The sequence below is a fragment of the Kitasatospora sp. Root107 genome (assembly GCF_001424875.1).
In the GTDB taxonomy this organism is placed as follows: Bacteria; Actinomycetota; Actinomycetes; order Streptomycetales; family Streptomycetaceae; genus Kitasatospora.
Genome location: NZ_LMCT01000012.1, coordinates 104,219 through 128,972, shown reverse-complemented (window position 1 = coordinate 128,972; position 24,754 = coordinate 104,219). Strand labels below are relative to the sequence as shown.

Below are 24,754 nucleotides of genomic sequence, written 5' to 3'. Positions count from 1 at the left end.
CCCGCCGAGCTGGACATCGAACGCGCCGACGCCGCCCTGCCGGTGCTCACCCTGCTGCTGGGGCTGAGCCCGAGCAGTACCCCGGCCACTGCCACCGCCGTGGCCAGGATTCCCCGTCAGACCGACCGCAGGAGTGCCGGATGACCACCACTCAGTTCACCCCCGGCCCCGACACCCCCGAGCAGGACCGGCTCCGTCGCTGGCGCCTGGTGCTCGGCGGCGACTCCGACGGCACCGGCTGCACCCTCACCGGCCGGGACGCCGCGATGGACGGCGCACTCGCGGCGCTCTACCGGGGCGCCGAGGCAGCCGGCCCCGGCGGCCGGTCCGGTGCGACCCGGGCGGCCGGTCTCGGCGGCTCCGCCCCGCAGGTGGCCCGCTGGCTCGGCGACATCCGGGAGTACTTCCCGACCTCGGTGGTGCAGGTGATGCAGCAGGACGCGATCACCCGGCTCGGGCTGGAGCGGCTGCTGCTGGAGCCGGAGATGCTGGAGGCCGTCGAACCGGACGTGCACCTGGTCGGCACCCTGCTCTCGCTCAAGCACGCCCTGCCCGAGACCACCAGGGAGACCGCCCGTGCGGTGGTCGGCAAGGTGGTCGCCGACCTGGAGCGCAGGCTCGCCGACCGGACCAGGACCACCCTCGGCGGTGCACTCGACCGCAGCGCCAAGGTCAACCGTCCCCGGCACCAGGACATCGACTGGGGCCGCACCATCCGGGCCAACCTGACCAACTACCTGCCCGAGTACCGCACCGTGGTGCCCGAGCGGCTGGTCGGCTACGCCCGGGCGCAGCGCGCGGTGAAGAAGGAGGTGATCCTCTGCGTCGACCAGTCGGGCTCGATGGCGCCCTCGGTGGTGCACTCGGCGGTGTTCGGCGCGGTGCTGGCCTCGATGAAGAGCCTGTCCACCCGGCTGGTGGTCTTCGACACTTCGGTGGTGGACCTGACCGAGCAGCTCACCGACCCGGTGGACGTGCTGTTCGCCACCCAGCTCGGCGGCGGCACCGACATCAACCGGGCGCTGGCGTACTGCCAGTCCCGGATCACCCGGCCGGCCGACACCGTGGTGGTGCTGATCAGCGACCTCTACGAGGGCGGCATCCGGGACGAGATGCTCAAACGGGTGGCAGCGATGAAGGCGTCGGGCGTTCAGTTCGTCGCGCTGCTCGCACTCTCCGACGAGGGAGCCCCGGCCTACGACCACGCGCACGCCGCAGCGCTGGCCGCACTCGGTGCGCCCGCCTTCGCCTGCACGCCGGACGCCTTTCCGGAGATCATGGCTGCCGCGATCGAGCGCCGCCCGCTGCCGATCCCGGAGAGCTGACGACGGGTGAGCGGAGCAGGCAGGGGAGCTGACGGAGTGTTGAGGCCGATTCACCCGGACGTGCGACGGCCGGGCCCGACCTTCCGACGGCCTCACCGGGCCCGCGCACGGGTGGTGAGCTGGGCGCGCGGCGCGCCCGGAGGCACTCGTTGTGACGGTTCTCACCAAAGCCGACCGGGCCCCGGGCGAAACACGCCCGTCGTCCGGGGATAACCTGCCACACGGACGTGACGCGCGTGTTGATTGACGTGTGCGCCCGTGGCTGTGTGGGCCGCAAGGCCGTATCTCTGCGTACCCGCCCAGCCTCGACGACCCGCAGCGAAGATCCTGCCGTGGCACGCTCGTAGAGACACAATCCGCGACCACGAACAAGGACGAACACACGTGGACCTGTTCGAGTACCAGGCGAGGGACCTCTTCGCCAAGCACGGTGTACCCGTGCTTGACGGGGACGTCATCGAGACCCCCGAAGCCGCTCGCGCCATCGCCGAGCGTTTCGGCGGACGCGCCGTCGTCAAGGCTCAGGTGAAGGTCGGTGGCCGAGGCAAGGCCGGCGGCGTCAAGCTCGCCGCCGACCCGGCCGACGCAGTCGCCAAGGCCGAGGCGATCCTCGGTATGGACATCAAGGGCCACACCGTCAACAAGGTGATGCTGGCTCAGACCGCGGACATCAAGGAGGAGTACTACGTCTCCTTCCTGCTGGACCGCACCAACCGCACCTTCCTGGCCATGGCCAGCGTCGAGGGCGGCGTGGAGATCGAGGTCGTCGCGGAGGAGAACCCCGACGCGCTCGCCAAGATCCCCGTCGACGCCAACGAGGGCTGCACCCCGGCGAAGGCCGCCGAGATCGTCGCTGCGGCGAAGTTCCCGGCCGAGATCGCCGACCAGGTCGCCGACGTGCTGGTGAAGCTCTGGAAGGTCTTCATCGCCGAGGACGCGCTCCTCGTCGAGGTCAACCCGCTGATCAAGTCCGGTGACGGCAAGATCATCGCGCTCGACGGCAAGGTCTCGCTGGACGAGAACGCCGAGTTCCGTCAGCCGCACCACGCCGAGCTCGAGGACAAGGCCGCCGCCAACCCGCTCGAGGCGGCGGCGAAGGCCAAGGGCCTCAACTACGTCAAGCTCGACGGCGAGGTCGGCATCATCGGCAACGGCGCGGGTCTCGTCATGAGCACCCTCGACGTGGTCGCGTACGCCGGCGAGGAGCACGGCGGCGTCAAGCCCGCCAACTTCCTCGACATCGGTGGCGGCGCCTCCGCCGAGGTGATGGCGAACGGCCTGGAGATCATCCTGGGCGACCCCGACGTCAAGTCGGTCTTCGTCAACGTCTTCGGTGGCATCACCGCGTGCGACGCGGTCGCCAACGGCATCGTGCAGGCGCTCGCGCTGCTCGAGGAGAAGGGCGAGGCGGTCACCAAGCCGCTGGTCGTCCGCCTCGACGGCAACAACGCCGAACTGGGTCGCAAGATCCTGACCGACGCCAACCACCCGCTGGTGCAGCAGGTGGACACCATGGACGGTGCGGCTGCCCGCGCCGCCGAGCTGGCCAACAAGTAAGGAAGAGGACTACATCATGGCTATCTTCCTCACGAAGGACAGCAAGGTCATCGTCCAGGGCATGACCGGCTCCGAGGGTATGAAGCACACCCGCCGGATGCTCGCCTCGGGCACCCAGATCGTCGGTGGCGTGAACCCGCGCAAGGCCGGCACCACGGTTGACGTCGACGGCACCGAGGTGCCCGTCTTCGGCTCCGTCGCCGAGGCGATCAAGGAGACCGGTGCCGATGTCACCGTCATCTTCGTGCCGCCGAAGTTCACCAAGGACGCCGTCGTCGAGGCGATCGACGCCGAGATCGGCCTCGCGGTCGTCATCACCGAGGGTGTCCCGGTCCACGACTCGGCCGCCTTCTGGGCGTACGCCGGTACCAAGGGCAACAAGACCCGGATCATCGGCCCGAACTGCCCCGGCCTGATCTCGCCCGGACAGTCCAACGCGGGCATCATCCCGGCGGACATCACCACCACCGGTCCGATCGGTCTGGTCTCCAAGTCGGGCACCCTGACCTACCAGCTCATGTACGAGCTGCGTGACCTCGGCTTCTCCTCGGCCGTGGGCATCGGCGGCGACCCGGTCATCGGCACCACGCACATCGACGCCCTCGCGGCGTTCGAGGCGGACCCGGAGACCAAGATCATCGTCATGATCGGCGAGATCGGCGGCGACGCCGAGGAGCGTGCGGCGGCCTACATCGCCGAGCACGTCACCAAGCCGGTCGTCGGCTACGTCGCGGGCTTCACCGCCCCGGAGGGCAAGACCATGGGCCACGCCGGCGCCATCGTCTCGGGCTCCTCGGGCACCGCCCAGGCGAAGAAGGAGGCCCTCGAGGCCGCCGGTGTCAAGGTCGGCAAGACGCCGTCCGAGACCGCTCGCCTGGCCCGTGAGCTGATCGCCAAGTAAGGCTCGGCATTCGCCACGGAGGCCCCCCACCCGACACCGGGTGGGGGGCCTCCGGCGTTCCGTCAGGCCGCATGGTCCGGAGTACTCCTGGCGTTCCCGGTCCGGGCCGCCGGGCTTAGACCGGCCGGCAGCTCCACCGGGAGTTCGACGGCCGTCCCCGGGCAGAGCCGCAGGGCGGGGCAGGGCGCGGGCGGGACGGTGACCGGCAGCGATGGCAGTGGCGGCGCAGCGGGCGGCGTGGTCACCAGCCGGAACCCCTGGCCGGTCGGCCGTGCAGCCGCAGCCGCAGCCGCAGCCGCCGTCGGAGCGGTGGCAGGAGCAGTCGCAGGAGCGGCAGCCGGAGCGGGGCCGCGAGGTATGGACTGCCCAGGGGCCGGGCCGCACCAGTGACTGCGCAGCCCCGGCCAGGCCCCACTGCCGGGGCTCGGGACGGCCGGCCCTGCGCTGCCGCTGGTGGCCGTAGAGCAGACCTGGCCGGGGCCCAGCTCGGCAGGGCGGAACAGTTCTGACGGACCGTTGCCGGTCAGCGTCGCCACGATCGCGGCCGCCATCGCCAGGGTGACCGCCCCGGCGGTCGCGGTGGCCAGACCGGCCCGGGTCCGGCCCCGGACCTTGAGCAGTCGCGCGGAGGGCGGCCGGGGCGAGGGGCAGCCGTGTACCGCAGCCTGGTGCAGCAGGGCGCCGAGGCGGGGGCCGAACTCCGGATCAGCCGGGTCCGGGCCCACCAGGGCGGGGACCGTCCGGGCCAGTGCGGCCCGGGCGCTGAGGATGCGTCCGGTCGCGGCGGCGGTGCTGGACTGCACCTCGGCGGCCACCCGGACGGCGGGCAGCCCGAGTGCGTCGTGCAGCACCAGCGCTCGGCGCTGCGGCCGGGTGAGCCGCTTGAGGGCCTTGAGCAGATCACGGTCGCGCGGCGTCAGCCGGTTCTGGTCGGGACGCGGCGGCAGTTCGGACGGCGGGTGCACCCGGATCTGACGGTGCGGCAGCCTGATCAGGTGCGCCCGGCGGGGCCCGCCCCGGTGCCAGACCGCCTGGGCGGCCTCGAAGGCGTACTCCCGGACCCAGCCCTCCGGGTCCGGCAGCCCGGACACCTCGGCCCAACGGCGCCCGGCGGCCGACAGGGCCAGGTGCACCGCGTGCACGGCACGGTGACGGCAGGCGGTGAGCAGGAAGGTCTGCTGCACCAGTCGGGTGTGGGTGAGTGAGCAGAGCTCCTCGAAGCTCGTGGGGCGGGGTTCGGTCACCGGGAGCGGCCCGGCCGCCACGGCAGTGGGCGCCGGGGCAAGAGCAGGAACAACGACAGGAGCGGGCGCCGGGTGGGTGACCGGTGCGGCGGAGAGCCGGCCGGCGAGGGCGGTGGCCTCCTCGCGGGTGCGTACGCCGAGCTTGCGCATCGCCCGGTGCAGGTGGGTGCGGGCGGTGCCGGGGGAGATGCCGAGCTGTTCGGCGATCGCCCGGGTTTCCAGGCCGGTCGCCAGCAGGGCGAGGGCCTTGGTCTCACGAGGTGTCAGCAGCCGCAGCAGTTGGGTGGGGTCGGCGTGCGGGCGTGCGGGTGCAGGTGAGGGTGGGGTCACCGCACCGCCCGGGGCAGGCGGGCTGAAATGAGACACATAAACAGATAATCCGGGACACGGCGGAGCTTCGCCTCTTCACGGGGCATAACGGGTGATCTTGGGACCATGAGGCCCATGACTCAGCTGATGGGCCGTCCGATCCTGGGCCTGCCGGGCGAACTGGGAGTCCGCCCCTTCCTCGCCGACCTGCTCACCGGTGTCCGGGCAGCGCTGCTCACCCTGGCGGTGATGGCCGTCCCCGTACTCGCCCTCTGGGTGCTCACCCCGTACGCGGACGACACCGCCGCCGGAGCCGGGCGGCTGGCCTGTGCGCTCTGGCTGCTCGGCCACGGCGCCCCGCTGACCAGGGGGGCGACCCAGGCCCCGCTGACGCTGACCCCACTGCTGCTCACGCTGTTCATCGTCGTGCTGCTGGTCCGCACCGGCCGGCGCCTCGGCGGGCGCGAACGCCTGCACTGGCGCGCGCCGTTGGCGGTGTGCGCCGGGTACCTGGGGGTCGCGCTGTGCGCGGTCGCCGAGTGCTCCGGCGCGGGTGCGCTGCGGTCCGTCCCGCTGCTCGACCTGGTGGCGGTCGCGGTGCTGGTGACCGGTTCGGTCGGGGCGGGGCTCTGGTCGGCGGTCGGCGGGTGGTCGGCACGGTCCGGACGGTGGCTGGACCGGGCACCCGCATGGGCCCGGGTACCCGCATGGGCCCGTACGCCCGACTGGGCCCGGGTACCCGGCTGGGCCAGGCCGGCCGGCGGCGGTCCGGTGACGGGCCGGGCCGCCGCCGCAGGCGGCCTCGGACTGCTGGCGGCGGGTGGGGTGGTGCTGGCCGTGACCGTGCTGCTCGGCCTGGGTGCGGCCGGCCGGTCGGTAGCCGGGTACGGTGGCGGGCCGTCCACCGTCGGCGGGTTGACCCTGGCCTGCCTGCTGCTGGTGCCCAACGCCGTGCTCTGGGCGGCCTCGTACGCGCTCGGCCCCGGCTTCGCCGTGGGCAGCGGGACGGTGGTGGCACCGACCGGTGCCCGGGTCGGGCCGGTGCCGGACTTCCCGCTCTTCGCCCTGCTCCCGGAGACCGGCGGGGCGCCCTGGTGGCCGGTGGTCTGCGCGCTGCCACTGCTGGCCGGGCTGGTCCCGGCACTGCTGCTCGGCCGGGCGGCGGCGGAGGCCCGCTGGCATCCGGTGGCCACCGTCGTGTCGGCCGTGGGCAGTTCACTGCTGGCCGGGCTCGGCGCGGGAGCCTGCGCCTGGCTCGCGGGCGGCGCACTGGCCGGCGCCAGGATGGCGGAGCTGGGCCCGGTGCCGTGGCTGGTCGCGCCGATGGCGGCGGCCTGGCTGGCCCTGGTCACCGTGCCCGGCGCGCTGCTGGCCCGCTGGTGGGTGGCCCCGCCGGCCTGGTGGAACGACCTGACCGGCCGTCAGCTCTGCCGGGCCCGCCGGGCCGCCGGGCAGGGCCTGGCCTGGGCGGCCGACCATCTGCCGCCCAGGCGGACGGACACTTGAGCGGAGACCCCGGTCAGCGGTTCTGGTTGTACAGGTTGACCAGGAAGTCCGGGGCGAGGTTTTCGCAGCTGTCCCGGGCCTGGGTGGTGAGCGCCTCGCTGACGCAGCTCACGTAGTCCTGGTAGTACAGCGTGACGCCGAGCGAGGCCAGCACGAACAGGATGGTCACCCCACCCGTCACCAGCCCGCCGATCGCGGCCGGGGTCTGCGGCCGGACCGGCTGCGGGCCGTGCTGCGGACCGGGCTGGGCGGGGGTGCCCTCGGTGGACTTCGGCCGGGGCGCGCGCAGCGCGCCGATGCCCCAGTACGCGGCCAGCGCGCCGAGCAGCAGTGCCACGTACGGCGCGCCGAGCACGACGCAGAACAGGCTGCCCATGCCCGCGCTCAGTGCGTACCGGGAGCGGCGCTGGACCGGGTCGTTCGGGTCGAACTTCGGTGCGGCGGGCGGCTGCTGAGGCGACCAGCCGCCCTGGTAGCCGGGGCTCCACGGGTGCGGCGGCGGCACCTGCGGGCGGTCGTCCTGCTCGGACGACCCGTCGCCGGAGTCGCCGGAGTCGCCGGACCCGGCGGAGGAGCCATCGGAGGACCCATCGGAGGAGCCGTGCGGCGGCTGCGGGGCGCGCGGCTGCCAGGGCTGGTCGGGGGCATCCGCCGGCGGCGGCGCGAAGGGGTTGCGCTCGCCGGTGTTGTCGCCGCTGCTCATCGGTCAGCCAATCCTTCGTCGAGTGGTCGGGCTCGCTCAATGATCCCGCAGGGGTGTACGAGATTCACACGGGTATCGCCAACCGGAATCACGTGGCGTTCCGGGTCGGTTCCGGAGGCCGGTTCCGAGCCGGAACGCAGCCCGGGGTGTGGCCCACGCCTCAGCTACGCGCGTAGCGTTGCCATCGGGTTACAGGGGGCCTCCGACCAGCCGTTATCGTGGTGACGGTCAGCAGTTCGGAGCAGCCCCGCCGCCTCCCGACGCGACCTGGCGCCGCCCGTAGTGGCCCCACCGACGGTGGATGTACCAGCGGGCGCAACGACGTACGGAGAATCGCGCAGTGGCCGCAGGTTCCGCCCAGTCCGCCCGCACCGCCCGTAGCCAGACTTTCCCGCCGCGCACCCCGGGCCCGGCCCGGCTGGTGGTGCTGGTCTCCGGTTCGGGCACCAACCTGCAGGCGCTGATCGACGCCGTCGCCGACCCGGCCTACGGGGCCGAGATCGTCGCGGTCGGTGCGGACCGGGACGGCATCGCCGGGCTGGAGCGGGCCGAACAGGCCGGCCTGCCGGTCTTCGTGCACCGGATCAAGGACCACGCCGACCGCTCCGCCTGGGACACCGCGCTGACCGCCTCGGTCGCCGGGCACCGTCCTGACCTGGTGATCACCGCCGGGTTCATGAAGATCCTCGGCCCGGAGTTCATCGCCGCGTTCGCCGGACGGATCGTCAACACGCACCCCGCGCTGCTGCCCGCCTTCCCCGGCGCGCACGGCGTGGCCGACGCGCTGGCGTACGGGGTGAAGGTGACCGGCTGCACCGTCCATCTGGTGGACGGCGGCGTGGACACCGGGCCGATCATCGCGCAGGGTGTGGTGCCGGTCGAGGAGACCGACCACGCCGACGGCGGTGTCGCGCTGCACGAGCGCATCAAGACTGTCGAGCGTCAGTTGCTCGTCGACGTCGTGGGCCGACTGGCTCGCGAGGGTCACCGTATCGAGGACCGAAAGGTATGGATTCCGGCATGAGTGCCAGCTCCACCACGCCCCCCGTCTCGGAGAACATCCGCCCGATCCGCCGCGCGCTGATCAGCGTGTACGACAAGAGCGGTCTGGAGGAGCTGGCCCAGGGCCTGCACGCCGCCGGGGTCACCATCGTCTCCACCGGGTCGACGGCCGGCCGGATCGCCGCCGCCGGCGTCCCGGTCACCGAGGTCTCCGAGCTGACGGGCTTCCCGGAGTGCCTGGACGGGCGCGTGAAGACGCTGCACCCCCGCGTGCACGCCGGTGTGCTCGCCGACCTGCGCCTCGACTCGCACCGTGCGCAGCTGGCCGAGCTGGAGATCGAGCCCTTCGACCTGGTGGTGGTGAACCTCTACCCGTTCACCGCCACGGTCGCCTCTGGCGCCACCCCCGACGAGTGCGTCGAGCAGATCGACATCGGCGGCCCGTCGATGGTCCGCGCGGCGGCCAAGAACCACCCCTCGGTCGCCGTCGTGGTCGACCCGGCCCGCTACGCGGACGTGCTGACGGCGGTTCAGGGCGGCGGCTTCGACCTGCTCACCCGCAAGCGGCTGGCCGGTGCGGCCTTCGCGCACACCGCCGCCTACGACGTGGCGGTCGCCTCCTGGTTCGAGGGCTCCGGCTACACCGAGAACACCGAGGCGTTCCCGGCCTTCCTCGGCTCCGCCTACGAGCGGCAGAACGTGCTCCGCTACGGCGAGAACCCGCACCAGGGCGCCGCTCTCTACACCGATGGCACCGGTGGCCTGGCGGGCGCCGAGCAGCTGCACGGCAAGGAGATGTCGTACAACAACTACGTGGACACCGACGCCGCCCGCCGGGCCGCGTACGACCACGCCGAGCCGGCCGTCGCGATCATCAAGCACGCCAACCCGTGCGGCATCGCCACCGGTGCGGACGTCGCCGAGGCGCACCGCAAGGCGCACGCCTGTGACCCGCTCTCCGCGTTCGGCGGTGTGATCGCGGTCAACCGTGCGGTCACCGTCGAGCTGGCCGAGCAGATCGCCGAGATCTTCACCGAGGTCGTGGTGGCCCCGGCGTACGAGGACGGCGCGGTCGAGGTGCTGGCGCGGAAGAAGAACATCCGGGTGCTGCGCGCGGCCGAGGCTCCGGCCAACCGGGTCGAGGTCCGCCCGATCTCCGGTGGCGCCCTGCTCCAGCAGGTGGACCGGATCGACGCGGCCGGTGACGACCCGTCGGGCTGGACGCTGGCCACCGGCGACGCGCTCTCCGCCGACGAGCTGGCCGAGCTGGCCTTCGCCTGGCGGGCCTGCCGGGCCGTCAAGTCCAACGCGATCCTGCTGGCCAAGGGCAGCGCCTCGGTCGGCGTCGGGATGGGCCAGGTCAACCGGGTCGACTCGGCCAAGCTCGCGGTCGAGCGGGCCGGCGAGCGGGCCCAGGGCTCGTACGCCGCCTCGGACGCGTTCTTCCCGTTCCCGGACGGTCTGCAGGTGCTGCTCGACGGCGGCGTCAAGGCCGTGGTGCAGCCGGGTGGTTCGGTCCGCGACGACGAGGTGATCGCGGCGGCGAAGGCGGCCGGCGTGACGATGTACCTGACCGGGACGCGGCACTTCTTCCACTGACCCGGGAACTTGGGTGTGCGGGGCATCTGCCGTACGGTCAGCTGGACTTGACGGACACGGTGCCCATGATCTTGTCCGCGAAGGTCTGCTTCTTGGCGTCCCAGAGCGGCCACAGGTAGCCGATGTAGCAGATGCCGTCGACGAAGTGGCACAGGTAGCGAACGATGGTCAGACCGAAGCCGAGCGGCTGGCCGTCGCTCTCCCGGACCACCCGGATGTTGACCATCTTCTTGCCGGGGGTCTGGCCGGTCTTGCCCTGCTGCGATGCCAGCCAGAGCCCGCCGCCGAGCGCGATCAGCGCGCCGATGCCGATCAGAAGCATGCCGATGGCGGAGACGCCGCCACCGGTGCAGGACGTGCCGTACCTGGTGCTGACACAGTCGGCCGCTTCGGCGCCGACCCCGAGGCCGATGCCGTAGAAGATACCGGCCGGAATGCCGATGATCAGGCTGTCGACCAGGTACGCGGCGACCCGGGAGCCCCAGCTCGCGTAGAAGTTCTGCACCTGACCGGCGTTGGGGTAGCCGCCGGGCTGGCCGTAACCCTGCTGCTGCGGGATGCCGTAGCCCTGCTGCGGGTAGCCCTGCTGCTGCGGGGGCTGCTGCGGGTAGCCGTAGCCCGGCGCGCCCTGCGGGGGGCCCTGCTGCGGGTAGCCGTAACCGGGCTGCGGCTGCTGCGGGGGCTGCGGCGGCTGGTTGTACGGGTTGTTCGGGTCGGGCGGGTAACTCATCAGTGCCTCCGGGCAGGATGGTGAGGTGTGGGACGGGACAGGAAGACCCTGGGACGGACAGGCAGTTGAGTTGCCGACCGGGTGGGACATTAGCGGAACGCGGTGACACCGCGAAGGTCAGTTACCGTCAGAAAGCGTCAGGGTCAGGGAAGTACGACGCCGAAGCGGTGCAACTGCCAGAGCCAGGACACCGTTAAAGCGGTACCGATCAGGACATTCCGGTGGAGGTTGGGGAGTTGCCACCACCAGCGCCCCGGGCCGAGCGGCGCGACCAGCAGGCCGAGCCCGACCACCACCGTCACCGGGTTGGCCAGCAGCCCGGCGCCGAAGGCCCCGTGGCCGGCCTCGATGAAGACCGTGGTGCTCCCGCAGCCGGGGCAGGGGATGCCGGTGAACCGGCGCAGCGGGCAGAGCGCGCCGGGATCGTGCACGTCGTGCAGCGCGGCGACCGTCAGCGCGGCCACCGCCGCACCGGCCCCGCGCAGCGCCATTCGCAGCGCACCGCCCAGCGGCGTACCGGCCGTACTCGTCCAGCGAGCCGTCAACTGGTGGTTCACGATCAGTAGTTCTCGGAGAGGTCGGCGACGGTCGAGTAGAAGACCACACCGGCGATCCCGATCAGGATCCCGAGGACGGAGAGCACCATGCCGCCGATCGCCTGGCTGCGGCCGGTCCCGGTCTGCCGGGCTCTGTTCAGGCCCGCGATACCCAGGCCCAGCCCGACCGGGCCGAGCAGCGCCCCGTAGAAGCAGATCAGGATGCTCAGGAAGCCCAGCACCATGGCGGCGACGGCGAGGTTGTTCGGCGTGGGCGCCGGTACCGGCGGCTGCGGGTAGCCGTAGCCGGGCTGCTGGGGCATGGGCTGCGGGTACTGCGGCGCGGCGTACGGCTGCTGCGGCGGCCCGTACCCGTACGGATCGGGCGGCTGCTGTTGGTACGGATTGCTCACTGTTCTTCGGTCCCCCCGAGCTGTGCTGTCTCCCCCGTGCCGCTCCGACGGGCCGTCACCGGCCGTCGGAGCATGGTCGTGCCGGTCATATCGTGGGCGGGTGCCCCCGGGGCTGTCCAGCGGCGATCGGCACCTGGACGGAACTGTGGCGCAACCGCAACCCGGACGGCACGTGCCGAGCACAGGCCACGATCCGGGACAATGGCGCCATGACTGCCCAGATTCTCGATGGCAAGGCCACCGCGGCCGCGATCAAGTCCGAACTCGCCGTCCGCGTGGCGGCCCTCAAGGAGCGGGGCATCGTCCCCGGCCTCGGCACCGTCCTGGTCGGCGACGACCCGGGCAGCCGCTGGTACGTCAACGGCAAGCACAAGGACTGCGCCGAGGTCGGGATCGCCTCGATCCAGCGCGAGCTCCCGGCCACCGCCACCCAGCAGCAGGTCGAGGACGTCGTCCGCGAGCTCAACGCCGATCCGACCTGCACCGGCTACATCGTCCAGCTCCCGCTGCCCAAGGGCCTGGACCAGAACCCCGTCCTGGAGCTGATGGACCCGGACAAGGACGCCGACGGCCTGCACCCCACCTCGCTCGGCCGGCTCACGCTCGGCATCGAGGGCCCGCTGCCCTGTACCCCGTACGGCATCGTCGAGCTGCTCCGCCGGCACGAGGTCAAGCTGGACGGCGCCGAGGTCGTGGTGGTCGGCCGCGGCGTGACCGTCGGCCGTTCGATCGGCCTGCTGCTGACCCGTCGGTCCGAGAACGCCACCGTGACGCTCTGTCACACCGGCACCGTGGACCTGGCCAAGCACCTGCGCCAGGCCGACATCATCGTGGCCGCCGCCGGCGTCGGGCACCTGATCAAGGCTCAGGACGTCAAGCCCGGCGCGGCCGTGCTGGACGTCGGCGTCAGCCGGGACGGCGAGGGCAAGATCATGGGCGACGTGGAGCCCGCGGTCGCCGAGGTGGCCGGCTGGATCTCCCCGAACCCCGGCGGCGTCGGCCCGATGACCCGCGCGATGCTGCTCAACAACATCGTGGTGGCGGCCGAGCGCCGCGCCAACGGCTGACGCCGATGGCGGCCAAGTCACGCCGACGGCCGGTGAAGACCACCGGCACGCTGCCGCCGGAGGGTTCGGCGGCGGCGCTGGACCGCAGCCACCCGCTGCCGGCCCGGCAGTGGCCGATAACGATGGTGCTGGCCCTGGTCGCGACCGGGCTCGGCATCACCTGGTTCGGTGACTTCAAGTACGGCCTGCTGACCGTCGGCGGGGCGGTGCTGATCGGGGCGGTGCTCCGGCTGGTGCTGCCCGAGGTCGGCATGCTGGCGGTGCGCAGCCGCTTCACCGACGTGACGGTGCTGACCTTCCTCGGCGGGGCGATCGTGCTGCTCACCCTGATCGCCCAGCCGGATCCGTGGCTGCGGCTCTCGGTGCTGGACAACATCGGGCAGTTCATCGGCCGTCAGCGGCGCTGACGCTCGCGGTGGACTCCCACGAACGGCCCCCGCCCGCACCCGGGCGGGGGCCGTTGTGACGTATCAGCCAGTGCCGTGGGCATCCCCGGCGGCGGGCTTGCGATAACCTGACGCCGGATCTCTCGATGTCGAGAGACCGTCCTCGGCTCCAGCGCGTCGGGCGCGCGTGGGGCGTGGCTGGCGATCGCTGGAGTAGACAGAAAATGACTCGCACCCCCGTCAACGTCACCGTCACCGGCGCGGCCGGCCAGATCGGCTACGCGCTGCTGTTCCGCATCGCCTCGGGCCACCTGCTCGGCGCGGACGTGCCGGTGAACCTGCGCCTCCTGGAGATCCCGCAGGGTCTCAAGGCCGCCGAGGGCACCGCGATGGAGCTGGACGACTGCGCCTTCCCGCTGCTGCGCGACATCACCATCACCGACAGCCCGGCCACCGCCTTCGACGGCGCCAACGTGGCCCTGCTGGTCGGCGCCCGTCCGCGTACCGCGGGCATGGAGCGCGGTGACCTGCTGCAGGCCAACGGTGGCATCTTCGGCCCGCAGGGCAAGGCCATCAACGACAACGCCGCGGACGACATCAAGGTCCTGGTGGTCGGCAACCCGGCCAACACCAACGCCCTGATCGCCCAGCGCAACGCCCCGGACGTGCCGGCCGAGCGCTTCACCGCGATGACCCGCCTGGACCACAACCGCGCGGTCGCCCAGCTCGCCAAGAAGCTCGGTGTCACCGTCAACGACATCCAGCGGCTCACCATCTGGGGCAACCACTCGGCCACCCAGTACCCGGACATCTTCCACGCGCTGGTCAACGGCAAGAACGCCGCCGAGGCCGTCAACGACGAGAAGTGGCTGGCCGAGACCTTCATCCCGACCGTCGCCAAGCGCGGCGCGGCCATCATCGAGGCCCGTGGCGCCTCCTCGGCCGCCTCGGCCGCGAACGCCGCCATCGACCACGTCCACACCTGGGTGAACGGCACCGCCGAGGGCGACTGGACCTCGATGGGCATCGTCTCCGACGGCTCGTACGGCGTCGAGGAGGGCATCATCTCCTCCTTCCCGGTCACCACCAAGGACGGCAAGTTCGAGATCGTCCAGGGCCTGGAGATCTCCGACTTCTCCCGCGCCCGGATCGACGCCTCGGTCGGCGAGCTGGTCGAGGAGCGCGACGCGGTCAAGGAGCTCGGCCTCATCTGAGCCCGAGCCTGAGCCACGGATCACCCGAACGGCCGGGTCGCCCCGACAGGGGCGGCCCGGCCGTCGCCGTACACTGACCCCCCGTGACCCTCGCCCTGCTCCTGCTGCTCACCGCCGCGTCGGCCGAACTGCTCCGCCCGCTGAGCCGCCTGCTCGGCTACGCCAGGGGACTCCGCGAGGAGCCCGCGATCAGTTCCGCCGAGCTCCGCGGCCTGGTCGCCGCCAACACCGAACTCGGCCACGACGAGCGGGAGTTGATCGCCGACGTGTTCTCGGCGGGGGAGCGGCAGCTGCGTGAGGTGATGGTCCCCAGGACCGAGGTCACCTTCCTGGACGCCGACCGCCCGCTGGCCGAGGTGCGCGCCGAGACCAGCCGCTCGCCGCACTCCCGCTACCCCGTGGTGGAGGGCTCCTACGACTCGGTGGCGGGCTTCGTGCACGTCCGCGACCTGTACGGGGCGCGCGGCGAGCACGCCCTGCGGGTCCGCGAGCTGACCCGGCCGGTGAAGCTGCTGCCGGCCACCAAACGGGTGCTGGCGGCGATGGGTGAGATGCGCCGGGAGGGCCACCACCTGGCCATCGTGGTGGACGAGTACGGCGGCACCGCGGGCATCGTCACCCTCGAGGACCTGGTCGAGGAGCTGATCGGCGAGATCCGGGACGAGTACGACGCCCAGGACACCACCGCGACCCGGCGGTTGGCCGGTGGTGGGATGGAGCTCGACGGACTGCTCAACCTGGCCGACTTCGCCGAGGAGACCGGCGTCACCCTGCCGGAGGGTCCGTACGAGACGGTGGCCGGATACCTGGTCAGCGAGCTGGGCAAGCTGCCCAGCACCGGCGACCAGGTGGCCACCGAGGACGGCCTGCGGCTCGCGGTGGCCAAGCTGGACGGCCGCCGGATCGAACGGATCCGGGTGAGTGCCGTCACACTGTCGGAACCTCCAGGGGCTGAGGTTTCCTGAGCGGTCGGTGAAGCTGGAAGAATGGCGCTCATGGTCAACGCAGCGGTCACCGGTCCGACGAAGGACCGTCCCCGGGTGCTCTCCGGCATCCAGCCCACCTCGGGCTCGTTCCACCTCGGCAACTACCTCGGTGCGGTGCGCCAGTGGGTGGACCTGCAGGAGGCCAACGACGCCTTCTACATGGTGGTCGACCTGCACGCGATCACCGTCGAGCAGGACCCGGCCGTCCTCCGGGAGAACACCCGGGTCTCCGCCGCCCAGCTGCTCGGCGCGGGCCTGGACCCGGAGCGTTGCACCCTCTTCGTCCAGTCCCACGTGCCCGAGCACGCCCAGCTCGCCTGGATCATGAACTGCATGACGGGTTTCGGCGAGGCAGCCCGGATGACCCAGTTCAAGGACAAGTCCGCCAAGCAGGGCAACGACCGCACCTCGGTCGGCCTGTTCACCTACCCGATCCTGCAGATCGCCGACATCCTGCTCTACCAGGCCGACGCCGTCCCGGTCGGTGAGGACCAGCGCCAGCACCTGGAGCTCACCCGCGACCTCGCGGAGCGCTTCAACACCCGCTATGAGCCCACCTTCACCGTGCCGAAGCCGTACATCCTCAAGGAGACGGCCAAGATCCTTGATCTGCAGGACCCGACTGCCAAGATGAGCAAGTCGGCCTCCTCGCCCAAGGGCCTGGTGAACCTGCTGGACGAGCCCAAGGTCAGCGCCAAGAAGTTCAAGAGCGCCGTCACCGACACCGGCACCGTGGTCTCCTACGACGAGGAGAACAAGGCCGGCGTCTCCAACCTGCTGCGGATCCACTCCGCGCTCAGCGGTCAGTCGGTCGAGCAGCTGGTCGAGCACTTCGACGGCAAGATGTACGGCGCGCTGAAGACCGAGCTGGCCGAGCTGTTCACCGAATGGGTCGGCCCGTTCCAGCAGCGCACCCAGGCCTACCTGGACGACCCGGCGGAGCTGGACCGGGTGCTCGGCCTGGGCGCGGAGAAGGCCCGCTCGGTCGCCGCCGAGACACTGGCCACCGTGTACGACCGGATCGGCTTCTTGCCGCCGAAGCGCTGATGTCGACCGCCGTGCCCGCCCCCGTCGGTGACGGCCTCCCCGAGGCCGTCACCATCGGCGTGTCCATACACGTCCCGGAGCCGTACGGTTCCGCGATCCAGGACGCCCGGGCCGGGCACGGCGACCCACTGGCCCGCTCGATACCGACCCACGTCACCCTGCTGCCGCCGACCGGGATCCCGCTAGACCGGCTCGCCGAGGTGGAGACCCATCTGCGCGCGGTGGCCGCCGGGCACGCCCCGTTCCCGATGCTGCTGCAGGGCAGCGGCACCTTCCGGCCGGTCTCGCCGGTGGTCTTCGTCCGGGTCGAGGAGGGCGCCCAGGAGTGCCGGGCGCTGGAGGCGGCCGTCCGCTCCGGTCCGCTGGCCCGCGAGCTGGCCTTCCCGTTCCACCCGCACGTCACGGTCGCGCACGGTCTCCCCGAGGAGGTGCTGGACCGGGCGTACGCCGAGGCCCGCACCTTCCACGCGGCCTTCCCGGTGCCCGGTTTCGTGCTCTCCCGGTTCGGCGAGGACGAGGTCTGGCGCCCGTTGCGCAGCTACGCCTTCGGTGCGGGCTGACCCTGGTCGGCTCAGCCGCCCAGTTCGAGCAGGCGGTCCACCACCCGGGCGGCGGCCCGGCCGTCGTCCAGTCGGCAGTGGGTGGCGCGGAACCTCCGGTAGGCGTCCGCGTGCCGGTCGGCCAGTGTGCTGTCGGTGGTCAACGACCGCAGGGCGCCGATGAGTTCGGCCGAATCGGCCAACAGCGGCCCGGGGGCCTCGCGTTCGAAGTCGAAGTAGAAGCCGCGCAGGGCGTCCCGGTAGTGCTCCAGGTCGTAGGTGAAGAACAGGATCGGCCTGCCGGTGATCGCGAAGTCGAACATGATCGAGGAGTAGTCGGTGACCAACACGTCGGCGGCCAGCAGGAGTTCCTGCACGTCGGGGTAGTCGCCGACGTCCAGGACGAAGCCGTCGCCGGCGTCCGGCAGCGGCTCGGCCACGTGTGTGTGCGGGCGGACCAGCAGGACGTGGTCCTCGCCGAGCGCGGCCCGGGCGGCGGCCAGGTCGAGCCGCAGGTCGAGCCGGTAGCCGTCGCCGTTGGCCCGCTGCTGGTCCTCCCGCCAGGTGGGGGCGTACAGCACGATCCGCCGGTCGTCGGGGATGCCGAGCCGGCGGCGGACCGCCGAGGCGTCCGCCGGGCCCGCCAGCAGGTCGTTCCTGGGGTAGCCGGACTCCAGGACCTCGCCGGTGTAGCGGAACGCGCGGCGCAGGATCGGGGTGGCGAAGGCACTGGGGGAGAGCAGCAGGCTCCACTGCGGGACCTCGCGGTCGAGCGCGGCCAGGTAACCGGCCTTGGCCAGCAGGGGATTGGCCATGTCGTGGGCGATCCGCTTCAGCAGCGAGCCGTGCCAGGTCTGCAGCACCACCTGACCGGGTCGGCGTTCGAGGAACTCCGGTAGGTGGGTGTTGCCGACCAGGTAGCGCGAGGTGGCCAGCGCCTCGTACCACTCGGGGCTGTGACTGCGGATCGGCCGGACCCCGGCCGGGACCACCGCCTGGGCGTCGTCCACCACCCAGAGGTGCTCCAACGGGACTGCCCGCCGCGCGAGTTCGGCGTGGACGGCGCGGGGTGAGTCGGCGTAGCCGCGCCCGCCGAACACGTCGTAGAGCACGGCGGGGCGGAGCGGCCGGCGCCGGGCGGCGGGGTAGTCGACGGTGCGCAGCCGTCGCTGGGCGTACCGGCTGCGCTCGGCAGGCGCCAGGACGGGCGTGGAGTCGAGGATCAGGGTGTTGTGCCAGCGGCTCTGCAGTACGGCCCGCTTGGCGCCCCCGGCGACCACCCCCGCGGTGGCTCCGAGCCCTACCATGCACGGGAGTTGGGCCAGGGCCCGCGAGCTGAGCAGCAGGGGCTGTTCGGCGTCGGCCCGGCCGGCCGGGCGCAGCCGGAGCTCCCAGATGCCGCGCCGGAGCGGGCGTCTGCTGAGGTCGGGCGCGGTCACGATGGCGGGCACGGTGAGCTCGGCGGGGGTGCCGCGTTCGACCGGACGGCGGATCTCGCCGGTGCCGTTGGCGTGCCGGAGCACCAGTTCCAACGGGCCGTCGCCGGGGAGGGCGACCTGCGCGGTGAGCCGGAAGCCGTCCCGGTCGGGGGTGATCCGGTCGACCAGTACGGCACCGGGCTGGACGCAGAACTGCGGGTACCCATCGGCCAGTTGACGGACCAGCAGGGCACCGCCCGCAGGCCGGGCGAGCAGCAGGCCGCCGGGCCAGGGGCGCTCGTCGAGCACCGGCCGTTCGGTGGAGCCGTCCGGCCGGAGCAGTTCGCCGTGCCAGGAGGCGGTGGTCGCTCCGACGGTGGCGAACGCCTCGAACGGCAGCCGGACGGTGAAGTCCCGGCCGGTGGCGGCGACCGGGTGCCGGCTCTCGGCCCCGGTGTGGCAGTGCGACAGCCGGAACACCGTGCCGGGCGGCAGGTCGTGGGCCCAGCCGGTGAGTTCGAGGCCGTCGTCCACCGGCCGGAGGCCGGTGAGCCGGCTCCACACCCGGTGCACCTTGAGCCGCAGTCGCTGGTCGGCGAAGTACAGCAGCACCCGGACGTTCTGCTCCACCCAGTGCGCGGGCGGGTACTCGCCCGAGCCGCACCAGTGCGGCCGGAGCGGGCCCCGTTCGCGCCGCACGCCGGTCGGCCCGAGGGCGCGCAGCAGCCCGGCGCTGACCTCCCACTCGGCATCCGGCCAGGCGCCGTCGCCGGTGCGCAGCCGCTCCGGGTCGACCGTGGCGGTGAAGGCGGCCCAGTCGTGGTTGTGGTCGCTCTGCGCGCTGTCCTCGGTCACCTCGGGCAGCCGCAGCGGCCGGGTGCGGAACCGGATCGGCGGCCGGCCGGGGCGGGCGAGTTCCAGCACGGTGAAGGAACTGCGGACCTTGCCGCTGCCGCGGTCGTCCCGGCGGGCGAAGCCGGTCAGTTCCAGCCGTCCTCCGGTCCACCTGGCGGAGCGCAGCCCGAGCGCGAGGGCGGCGGGCGGCGCGGCGGCGGGCGCGGCGGGGGTCGTCGGTCTCGACGATCGAGGGGACGGCAGCAGAAGGCGGGAACGGGCTACGGGCATCGCGGGCGGCTTCCTGGGCGGCGCGGTCGGCCGCAGGACGGCCGACGGTCCGGCCGGCTGCCGTGGATCGACGGTGCCGACCCTGACACGGACTGTGAGCGCCATGACATACCCGCCGGACCGGCAGGTCAACCGATGCGGTCGGGAAGGCCCTGAGGACGACCCGATCGGGGGCCCTGGTCGAACCGATGTCCGGGCTTGGTCCGGACATCGGTTCGACTCCGGTCAGCCGAGCAGGGCGTCGACCACCCGGACCGAGGCCTGGCCGTCGTCCAGGTCGCAGTACTTCTGCCGGAAGGCCGCGTACGCGTCGGCGTGCTGCGCGGCCACCGCGTCGACCCCGCCGAGGGCTTCGACCAGCTCGGCCGAGGTCGCCAGCAGCGGGCCCGGCGCGTCCGCCTCGAAGTCGAGGCTGAAGCCGCGCAGGTTGTCCCGGTAGTGCTCCAGGTCATGCGTGAAGAACAGGATCGGCTTGCCGGTGTTCGCGAAGTCGAAGGTGACCGAGGAGTAGTCCGTCACCAGGACGTCCGCGATCAGCAGCAGGTCGGCCATGTCGGGGTAGGTACCGACGTCCCAGACGTAGCCGTTGCCCGCGCCCGGGACCTGACCGCACATCAGCTCGTGGGCCCGGATCAGCAGGACCTGGTCCTCACCCAGGGCGGCCTGGGCCGCCTCCAGGTCGATCCGCAGGTCGAGCTGGTAGCCGCCCTGCGGCCGGCGCCGGTCCTCCCGGAAGGTCGGCGCGTACAGCACCACCTTCTTGCCCTCGGGCAGGCCGAGCCGCTCGCGGACCTGCTCGGCGGTCTTCTCCCGGTCGGGGGCGAGCAGCACGTCGTTGCGCGGGCAGCCGGACTCCAGGATCTCGCCCTGGTACTTGAAGGCCCGCCGCAGCACCCCGGTGGAGAAGGTGTTGCCGGAGACCAGCAGGCTCCACTGGGCGACCTCGCGGTCGAGCAGCTTGAGGTACTCGGAGTCGGTGAACCAGACCTTCTCGAAGTCGTGGCCGATCCGCTTGAGCGGGGTGCCGTGCCAGGTCTGCAGGACCACCTGGCCGGGCCGGCGGACGAAGAAGTCCGGCAGGTGGGCGCTGGTCACCACGTACTTGGCGGTGGCCAGGTGCTCGTACCACTCGGGGCTCAACTGCCGGACCGGCTCGGCGGTCTGCGGCAGGTCGGCCTGCATGTCGGTGCTGGTCCAGACGTGCCGCAGCGGGGCGCCCCGGCGGACCAGCTCCTCGTGCACGGCCCGCGGCGAGCCCGCGTACTGGCTGCCCAGCCCGGCGTCGTAGAGCACCGTGTCGGTGAGCGGGGCACGCTGGGCCTCGGCGAAGCCGTTGCGCAGCCGGCGCTGGCGGTAGCCGCTGCGCTCCTCCGGCAGCAGGTCGGAGTGCGACTCCAGCGAGAGGCTGTCGTAGGTGCGGCGCTCCAGCACCACCCGGCGGCCGCGGGCCTGGATCTCCAGCGGCAGTCCGCGGTGGCAGGAGGAGGCGAGCAGCGCGCGCGGCCAGAGGCTGCCGGGCTCGGCGCCGACCGGGCGGAACACCACGGCCCAGGTGCCGCGGTGCAGCGGGACCTGCCCGGCGAACGAGGCGGTCGGCACGGCGGGCAGCGCGGCGCGGAACCGGCCGTCGGTGATCTCGACCGGGTAGCGGTGCTCCTCCTCCAGCCAGCTGTGCCGGATCACCAGCTCGTAGTGGTGGCTGCCCGGCAGCGGGAAGCTGCCGCTGAGCAGGAAGCCCTCGGTGTCCTTGGCCCGGACGATCTCGTCCACCACCGGCTGCAGCACCTGGTCGGTGAACTGCAGGTACCCGCTCGGCGAGGGCTTGGAGAACAGCGCCCTGGTCCCGTTCAGGATCGGCAGGTTGAGCTGCTGGGGAGCCCGGCGGTCGTCTATCACCACCGGCAGGGTGGTGCCGTCGGCGAGCAGCAGCTCGGTGGCCCAGCGGTCCCGCAGCCGCTCCTCGGCGGCCGGGTCGAGCGCGTCCCAGGCCTCGCGGACGGCGGTCAGCCGATCGATCGGGAAGCTCGCGGTGAACGGCACGTCGCGGCCGGCCGGCGTGCCCAGCTCGACCGGGAAGAGCAGCTCGCGGTCGGACTCGGTGTGCAGCATTCGCAGCTGCACCCCGGCCAGGTCGGCGCCGGAGCCGACCTGCCCCGTGAAGGTGATCTCGCCACCCTGCTCACTGACCGTCAGGGCGCGCACCCGGACCCGCTCGACCCGCAGGTAGACGTGGTTGTTCTTGAGCCACGGCACGATCCGGACGTCGTCCTCGACCCACTGCACCGGCGGGTACTCGGCGTTGTCGCTCCAGCCGCCCGAGATCCGGCCCTTGTAGACGCCGCCCTTGCCGATGCCCGCGATCAGCACCCGCCAGGAGCCGTCCCGCCACTCGCCCCGGTGCTTGAGCCGCTTGGGGTCGATGACGGCGGAGAAGCCCGCCCAGTCGCAGTTGTACAGGTCGTGCGGCGAGGAGGCGGTGGCCTCCGGGCTGTACATGGCCCTGGTCTGCACGGCCAGCACCCGGCGGCCCTTGGCCTCCCGGAGCACCAGCACCTTGACCATGTCGTGCCGGTTCTCGGCGCCCAGGTGCTCGGGGAAGGCGTGCCCGGTGATCTTGAGCTTGCCGTCCTCCCAGGCCGAGTCGTACAGCCGGCTGCGCATCACCAGCGCGTTGTCCAGCCGCAGCACGTCGGCGGGCACGCTCTTGCGGCCACCGCGCAGGAACGGGTAGTCGGCGTACGGACGGAGCAGGCCGCGGGCCGGGGCGGCGCCGTTGCTGTCCTTCTCGAACTCCATCTGGTCGACGAACTCGGACATCCGGTTCTGCAGCGTCAGGTGGTACTTGAGCCGCAGCGGCGCACGCAGCTTGCGGACCTGCTCGGGGCCGATCGCCCGGAGCAGCCGGCTGACGTTCGTCTGGTAGGCCTCCCGGTAGTCCTGGTCGCCCTCCAGGACGGACCAGAAGAACATCGGGATCTCCTCGACGAGGTTGTTCTCGTCGTAGGAGCGCAGGTGCTCCTTGAACTCCGGCTCGGGCCTGGCCAGCAGCCAGGCCCGGACCAGCTCCATCGACTTGACCCGGTCGACCAACCCCTTGGGATTGGTGCGCATCTGAGTGATCGACATCTCGCCGACCTCGCGCTCGCGCCAGTGGTAGATCGGCTCGGAGAGGTCCTCGTACAGGATGCCTTCGGGGTACAGCACGCCGGCCGCGTCGAAGAACGAGCGGCGGTAGACCTTGTTCCACGCCGTCCGGTCGGTGACCAGGCTGGGCAGCTCGGTGACGTGGGTCTTCAGCCTGGTCTCGGCGAACGGCTTGCGGTGCCCGCCGGACGGGTAGTACCCCACCGCCCGGAAGCGCAGCACGTTGCCGGTGACGAAGTCCGAGCCGGTCTCCTCCAGCGTGCCGATCATCAGCTCGTACGCGCTGGGCGGCAGGGTGTCGTCACTGTCGACGAAGTTCAGGAACTCGGTGTCCGGCGAGATGTGCCGGTAGCCGGTGTTACGGGCCGCACCGAGACCCTTGTTCTCCTGCCTGACCAGGCGGAAGCGCGAGTCCTTGGCGGCATAGGCCTCGGCGAGCGCCGCGCTGCCGTCCTTGGAGCCGTCGTCGACCATCACACATTCAAGGTCACCAAATGTCTGGGCGGCGATCGAGTCCAGGCACTCCTCGAGGTAGCGCTCGACGTTGTAGATCGGGACGACGACGGAGAGGCGGGGGGCCATCGGCTGCGCGGGCCTTTCATCGGGGACGTGCGACCAGCTGTGCCCAGTCTCTGCGACCGAACACAGGTCTTCCGCGATCCTACCGTCCGGCCCGTCCTCTCCCACGGTGCCGCAACCCGGCAGGGCACGATGCCGACCAGCACGTACTCGTTGTCCCGGAAGACCCTTCCGGCCACCCCGGGCAGCGGGAAGGAGTAGCTGCGCCCGATCCGCAGTCCGGCCTGTCCGGCGTGTTCGCCAGGTGCTCCAGCACGTGGGTGACCGGCACGCCGGCCCGCACCTCACCGGGTGGAGGCCGGGCGTCGCGGTGGAATCCCGCCGTCCCGGGGCCCCTAGAATGAGGGGCAAATGCCCCGCTTCAGTGTGATCGTCCCGGTCTACCAGGTCGAGGAGTACCTGGCCGAGTGTCTCGACTCGGTGCTCACCCAGTCCTGTCCGGACTTCGAGCTGATCGCGGTGGACGACCGGTCACCCGACGGCTGCGGCGCCCTGCTGGACCAGGCGGCCCGGCGCGACGAGCGGATCCGGGTGCTGCACCTCGCCGCCAACGTCGGCCTCGGCCGGGCCAGGAACGCCGGCCTCGAGGTCGCCACCGGCGACTACGTGATCTTCCTGGACAGCGACGACACGCTGACCCCCGGTCTGCTGCAGGCAGTCGAGGACCGGCTGAAGGCCACCGCCGACCCGGACCTGCTGGTCTACGACTACGCCCGCACGTACTGGGACGGCCGGGTGGTCCGCTCCGACTCCGCCCCGGTCTTCGCCCGTCCGGGCCCCGCGGTCTTCGACCTGGACCTGCGCCCCGACCTGCTCGACCTGCTGATGGTGGTCTGGAACAAGGCCTACCGCCGGGGCTACCTCGCCGAGCAGGGCCTGACCTTCCCGGCCGGGTACTACGAGGACACCCCCTGGACCTTCCCGGCCCTGCTGGCCGCCGGCCGGATCACCGTGCTCGACCTGGTCGGCGTGCACTACCGCCAGCGGCGCGAGGGCGGCAACATCCTGGCCACCGCGACCCGCAGGCACTTCGACATCTTCGACCAGTACGACCGGGTCTTCGCCTTTCTGGACCGCCGCCCCGACCTGGCCCGCTGGCGCCCGGTGGTCTACGGCCGGATGCTGCACCACCTCGGTACGGTGGTCTCCAAGCCGGGCCGGATCCCGCCGGGCGACCGCCGCGCGTACTTCCGCCGGGCCGCCGAGCACTGCGCCCGGCTGCGCCCGGCCGACTACCGGCGGGCCCCGGGCGTCGGGGGCCTGCGGACCGAACTGCTCAGCCGTGGACGGTTTCTGACGTACCAGGGGTTCCGCCTGCCGGCCCGCGGCCGGGCCGCTCTCGGCAGGCTGACCCGGGGGCGCGGGTAGCGCTCCGCCCGGTCCGCGATCGGGGCGGTCGGAGCCCTTTAAGGCCGGGCGCCGGT

General features: G+C 72.1%; 20 protein-coding genes. 13 read left to right on the top strand and 7 right to left on the bottom strand.

Features of this window, described 5'->3' with window-relative positions:
• The first annotated feature begins 140 nt into the window (after positions 1 to 140).
• From ASC99_RS12225 to sucD, 3 genes are all read left to right on the top strand, one after another.
• Positions 141 to 1,325, top strand: coding sequence for a VWA domain-containing protein (locus ASC99_RS12225; RefSeq protein WP_057231197.1), 1,185 nt, complete (start codon positions 141 to 143; stop codon positions 1,323 to 1,325).
• Positions 1,326 to 1,709: 384 nt separating this feature from the next.
• The gene (gene sucC / locus ASC99_RS12220) at positions 1,710 to 2,882 is read left to right on the top strand and encodes an ADP-forming succinate--CoA ligase subunit beta (protein ID WP_057231195.1); all 1,173 of its coding nucleotides are present in this window, start codon (positions 1,710 to 1,712) and stop codon (positions 2,880 to 2,882) included.
• 16 nt (positions 2,883 to 2,898) lie between these two features.
• Complete coding sequence (sucD, locus tag ASC99_RS12215; RefSeq protein ID WP_057231193.1) at positions 2,899 to 3,783, top strand: succinate--CoA ligase subunit alpha; 885 nt, start codon at positions 2,899 to 2,901, stop codon at positions 3,781 to 3,783.
• A gap of 62 nt (positions 3,784 to 3,845) precedes the next feature.
• Here the strand turns inward: sucD and ASC99_RS12210 are convergent, their stop codons facing one another.
• The gene (locus ASC99_RS12210) at positions 3,846 to 5,357 is read right to left on the bottom strand and encodes a LuxR C-terminal-related transcriptional regulator (protein ID WP_057231191.1); all 1,512 of its coding nucleotides are present in this window, start codon (positions 5,355 to 5,357) and stop codon (positions 3,846 to 3,848) included.
• Positions 5,358 to 5,471: 114 nt separating this feature from the next.
• On the opposite strand from ASC99_RS12210, the gene ASC99_RS12205 reads away from it, so the two are divergent.
• Positions 5,472 to 6,842, top strand: coding sequence for a DUF6350 family protein (locus tag ASC99_RS12205; protein ID WP_057231190.1), 1,371 nt, complete (start codon positions 5,472 to 5,474; stop codon positions 6,840 to 6,842).
• 13 nt (positions 6,843 to 6,855) lie between these two features.
• Here ASC99_RS12205 and ASC99_RS12200 read toward each other — a convergent pair whose 3' ends face one another.
• A complete protein-coding gene (locus tag ASC99_RS12200; protein WP_057231188.1) occupies positions 6,856 to 7,545 on the bottom strand; it encodes a hypothetical protein in 690 nt (229 codons plus the stop codon).
• A 418-nt stretch (positions 7,546 to 7,963) separates the two neighbouring features.
• Between ASC99_RS12200 and purN the strand changes: the two genes are divergently transcribed.
• Both purN and purH read left to right on the top strand, forming a co-directional pair.
• A complete protein-coding gene (purN, locus tag ASC99_RS12195; protein ID WP_057232102.1) occupies positions 7,964 to 8,569 on the top strand; it encodes a phosphoribosylglycinamide formyltransferase in 606 nt (201 codons plus the stop codon).
• Positions 8,566 to 10,146, top strand: a complete 1,581-nt coding sequence (purH, locus tag ASC99_RS12190; RefSeq protein WP_057231186.1) for a bifunctional phosphoribosylaminoimidazolecarboxamide formyltransferase/IMP cyclohydrolase — start codon at positions 8,566 to 8,568, stop codon at positions 10,144 to 10,146. Before purN ends, purH begins: the two co-directional genes overlap by 4 nt.
• A 37-nt stretch (positions 10,147 to 10,183) precedes the next feature.
• On the opposite strand, the gene ASC99_RS12185 is transcribed toward purH, so the two are convergent.
• The 3 genes from ASC99_RS12185 to ASC99_RS12175 form a co-directional block, all read right to left on the bottom strand.
• The gene (locus ASC99_RS12185; protein WP_057231184.1) at positions 10,184 to 10,876 is read right to left on the bottom strand and encodes an RDD family protein; all 693 of its coding nucleotides are present in this window, start codon (positions 10,874 to 10,876) and stop codon (positions 10,184 to 10,186) included.
• A 143-nt stretch (positions 10,877 to 11,019) separates the two neighbouring features.
• Positions 11,020 to 11,433, bottom strand: coding sequence for a DUF2752 domain-containing protein (locus ASC99_RS12180; RefSeq protein ID WP_200948324.1), 414 nt, complete (start codon positions 11,431 to 11,433; stop codon positions 11,020 to 11,022).
• Positions 11,434 to 11,435: 2 nt separating this feature from the next.
• Entirely contained in the window at positions 11,436 to 11,825 is a 390-nt protein-coding gene (locus tag ASC99_RS12175; RefSeq protein ID WP_057231181.1) for a DUF4190 domain-containing protein, read from the bottom strand.
• 209 nt (positions 11,826 to 12,034) lie between these two features.
• Between ASC99_RS12175 and ASC99_RS12170 the strand changes: the two genes are divergently transcribed.
• From ASC99_RS12170 to ASC99_RS12145, 6 genes are all read left to right on the top strand, one after another.
• A complete protein-coding gene (locus tag ASC99_RS12170) occupies positions 12,035 to 12,892 on the top strand; it encodes a bifunctional methylenetetrahydrofolate dehydrogenase/methenyltetrahydrofolate cyclohydrolase (RefSeq protein WP_057231179.1) in 858 nt (285 codons plus the stop codon).
• 5 nt (positions 12,893 to 12,897) lie between these two features.
• Positions 12,898 to 13,299 (top strand): DUF3017 domain-containing protein, encoded by a 402-nt coding sequence (locus tag ASC99_RS12165; RefSeq protein WP_057231177.1) that lies wholly within the window; start codon positions 12,898 to 12,900, stop codon positions 13,297 to 13,299.
• A 203-nt stretch (positions 13,300 to 13,502) separates the two neighbouring features.
• A complete protein-coding gene (locus ASC99_RS12160) occupies positions 13,503 to 14,492 on the top strand; it encodes a malate dehydrogenase (RefSeq protein WP_057231175.1) in 990 nt (329 codons plus the stop codon).
• 83 nt (positions 14,493 to 14,575) lie between these two features.
• A complete protein-coding gene (locus ASC99_RS12155) occupies positions 14,576 to 15,457 on the top strand; it encodes a hemolysin family protein (RefSeq protein ID WP_057231173.1) in 882 nt (293 codons plus the stop codon).
• A gap of 30 nt (positions 15,458 to 15,487) precedes the next feature.
• Positions 15,488 to 16,525 (top strand): tryptophan--tRNA ligase, encoded by a 1,038-nt coding sequence (gene trpS, locus ASC99_RS12150; RefSeq protein WP_057232100.1) that lies wholly within the window; start codon positions 15,488 to 15,490, stop codon positions 16,523 to 16,525.
• Positions 16,525 to 17,085 (top strand): 2'-5' RNA ligase family protein, encoded by a 561-nt coding sequence (locus tag ASC99_RS12145; protein WP_057231171.1) that lies wholly within the window; start codon positions 16,525 to 16,527, stop codon positions 17,083 to 17,085. Before trpS ends, ASC99_RS12145 begins: the two co-directional genes overlap by 1 nt.
• An 11-nt stretch (positions 17,086 to 17,096) precedes the next feature.
• Here ASC99_RS12145 and ASC99_RS12140 read toward each other — a convergent pair whose 3' ends face one another.
• Together ASC99_RS12140 and ASC99_RS12135 are read right to left on the bottom strand one after the other, a co-directional pair.
• On the bottom strand, positions 17,097 to 19,607 hold the full coding sequence (locus ASC99_RS12140) for a CDP-glycerol glycerophosphotransferase family protein (RefSeq protein ID WP_057231169.1): 2,511 nt from the start codon (positions 19,605 to 19,607) through the stop codon (positions 17,097 to 17,099).
• A 225-nt stretch (positions 19,608 to 19,832) separates the two neighbouring features.
• Positions 19,833 to 23,333: a bifunctional glycosyltransferase family 2 protein/CDP-glycerol:glycerophosphate glycerophosphotransferase gene (locus tag ASC99_RS12135; protein ID WP_057231167.1), complete on the bottom strand. Its 3,501-nt coding sequence runs from the start codon at positions 23,331 to 23,333 to the stop codon at positions 19,833 to 19,835.
• A 348-nt stretch (positions 23,334 to 23,681) separates the two neighbouring features.
• Between ASC99_RS12135 and ASC99_RS12130 the strand changes: the two genes are divergently transcribed.
• Positions 23,682 to 24,698 (top strand): glycosyltransferase family 2 protein, encoded by a 1,017-nt coding sequence (locus ASC99_RS12130; protein ID WP_057231165.1) that lies wholly within the window; start codon positions 23,682 to 23,684, stop codon positions 24,696 to 24,698.
• Positions 24,699 to 24,754 lie beyond the last annotated feature (56 nt).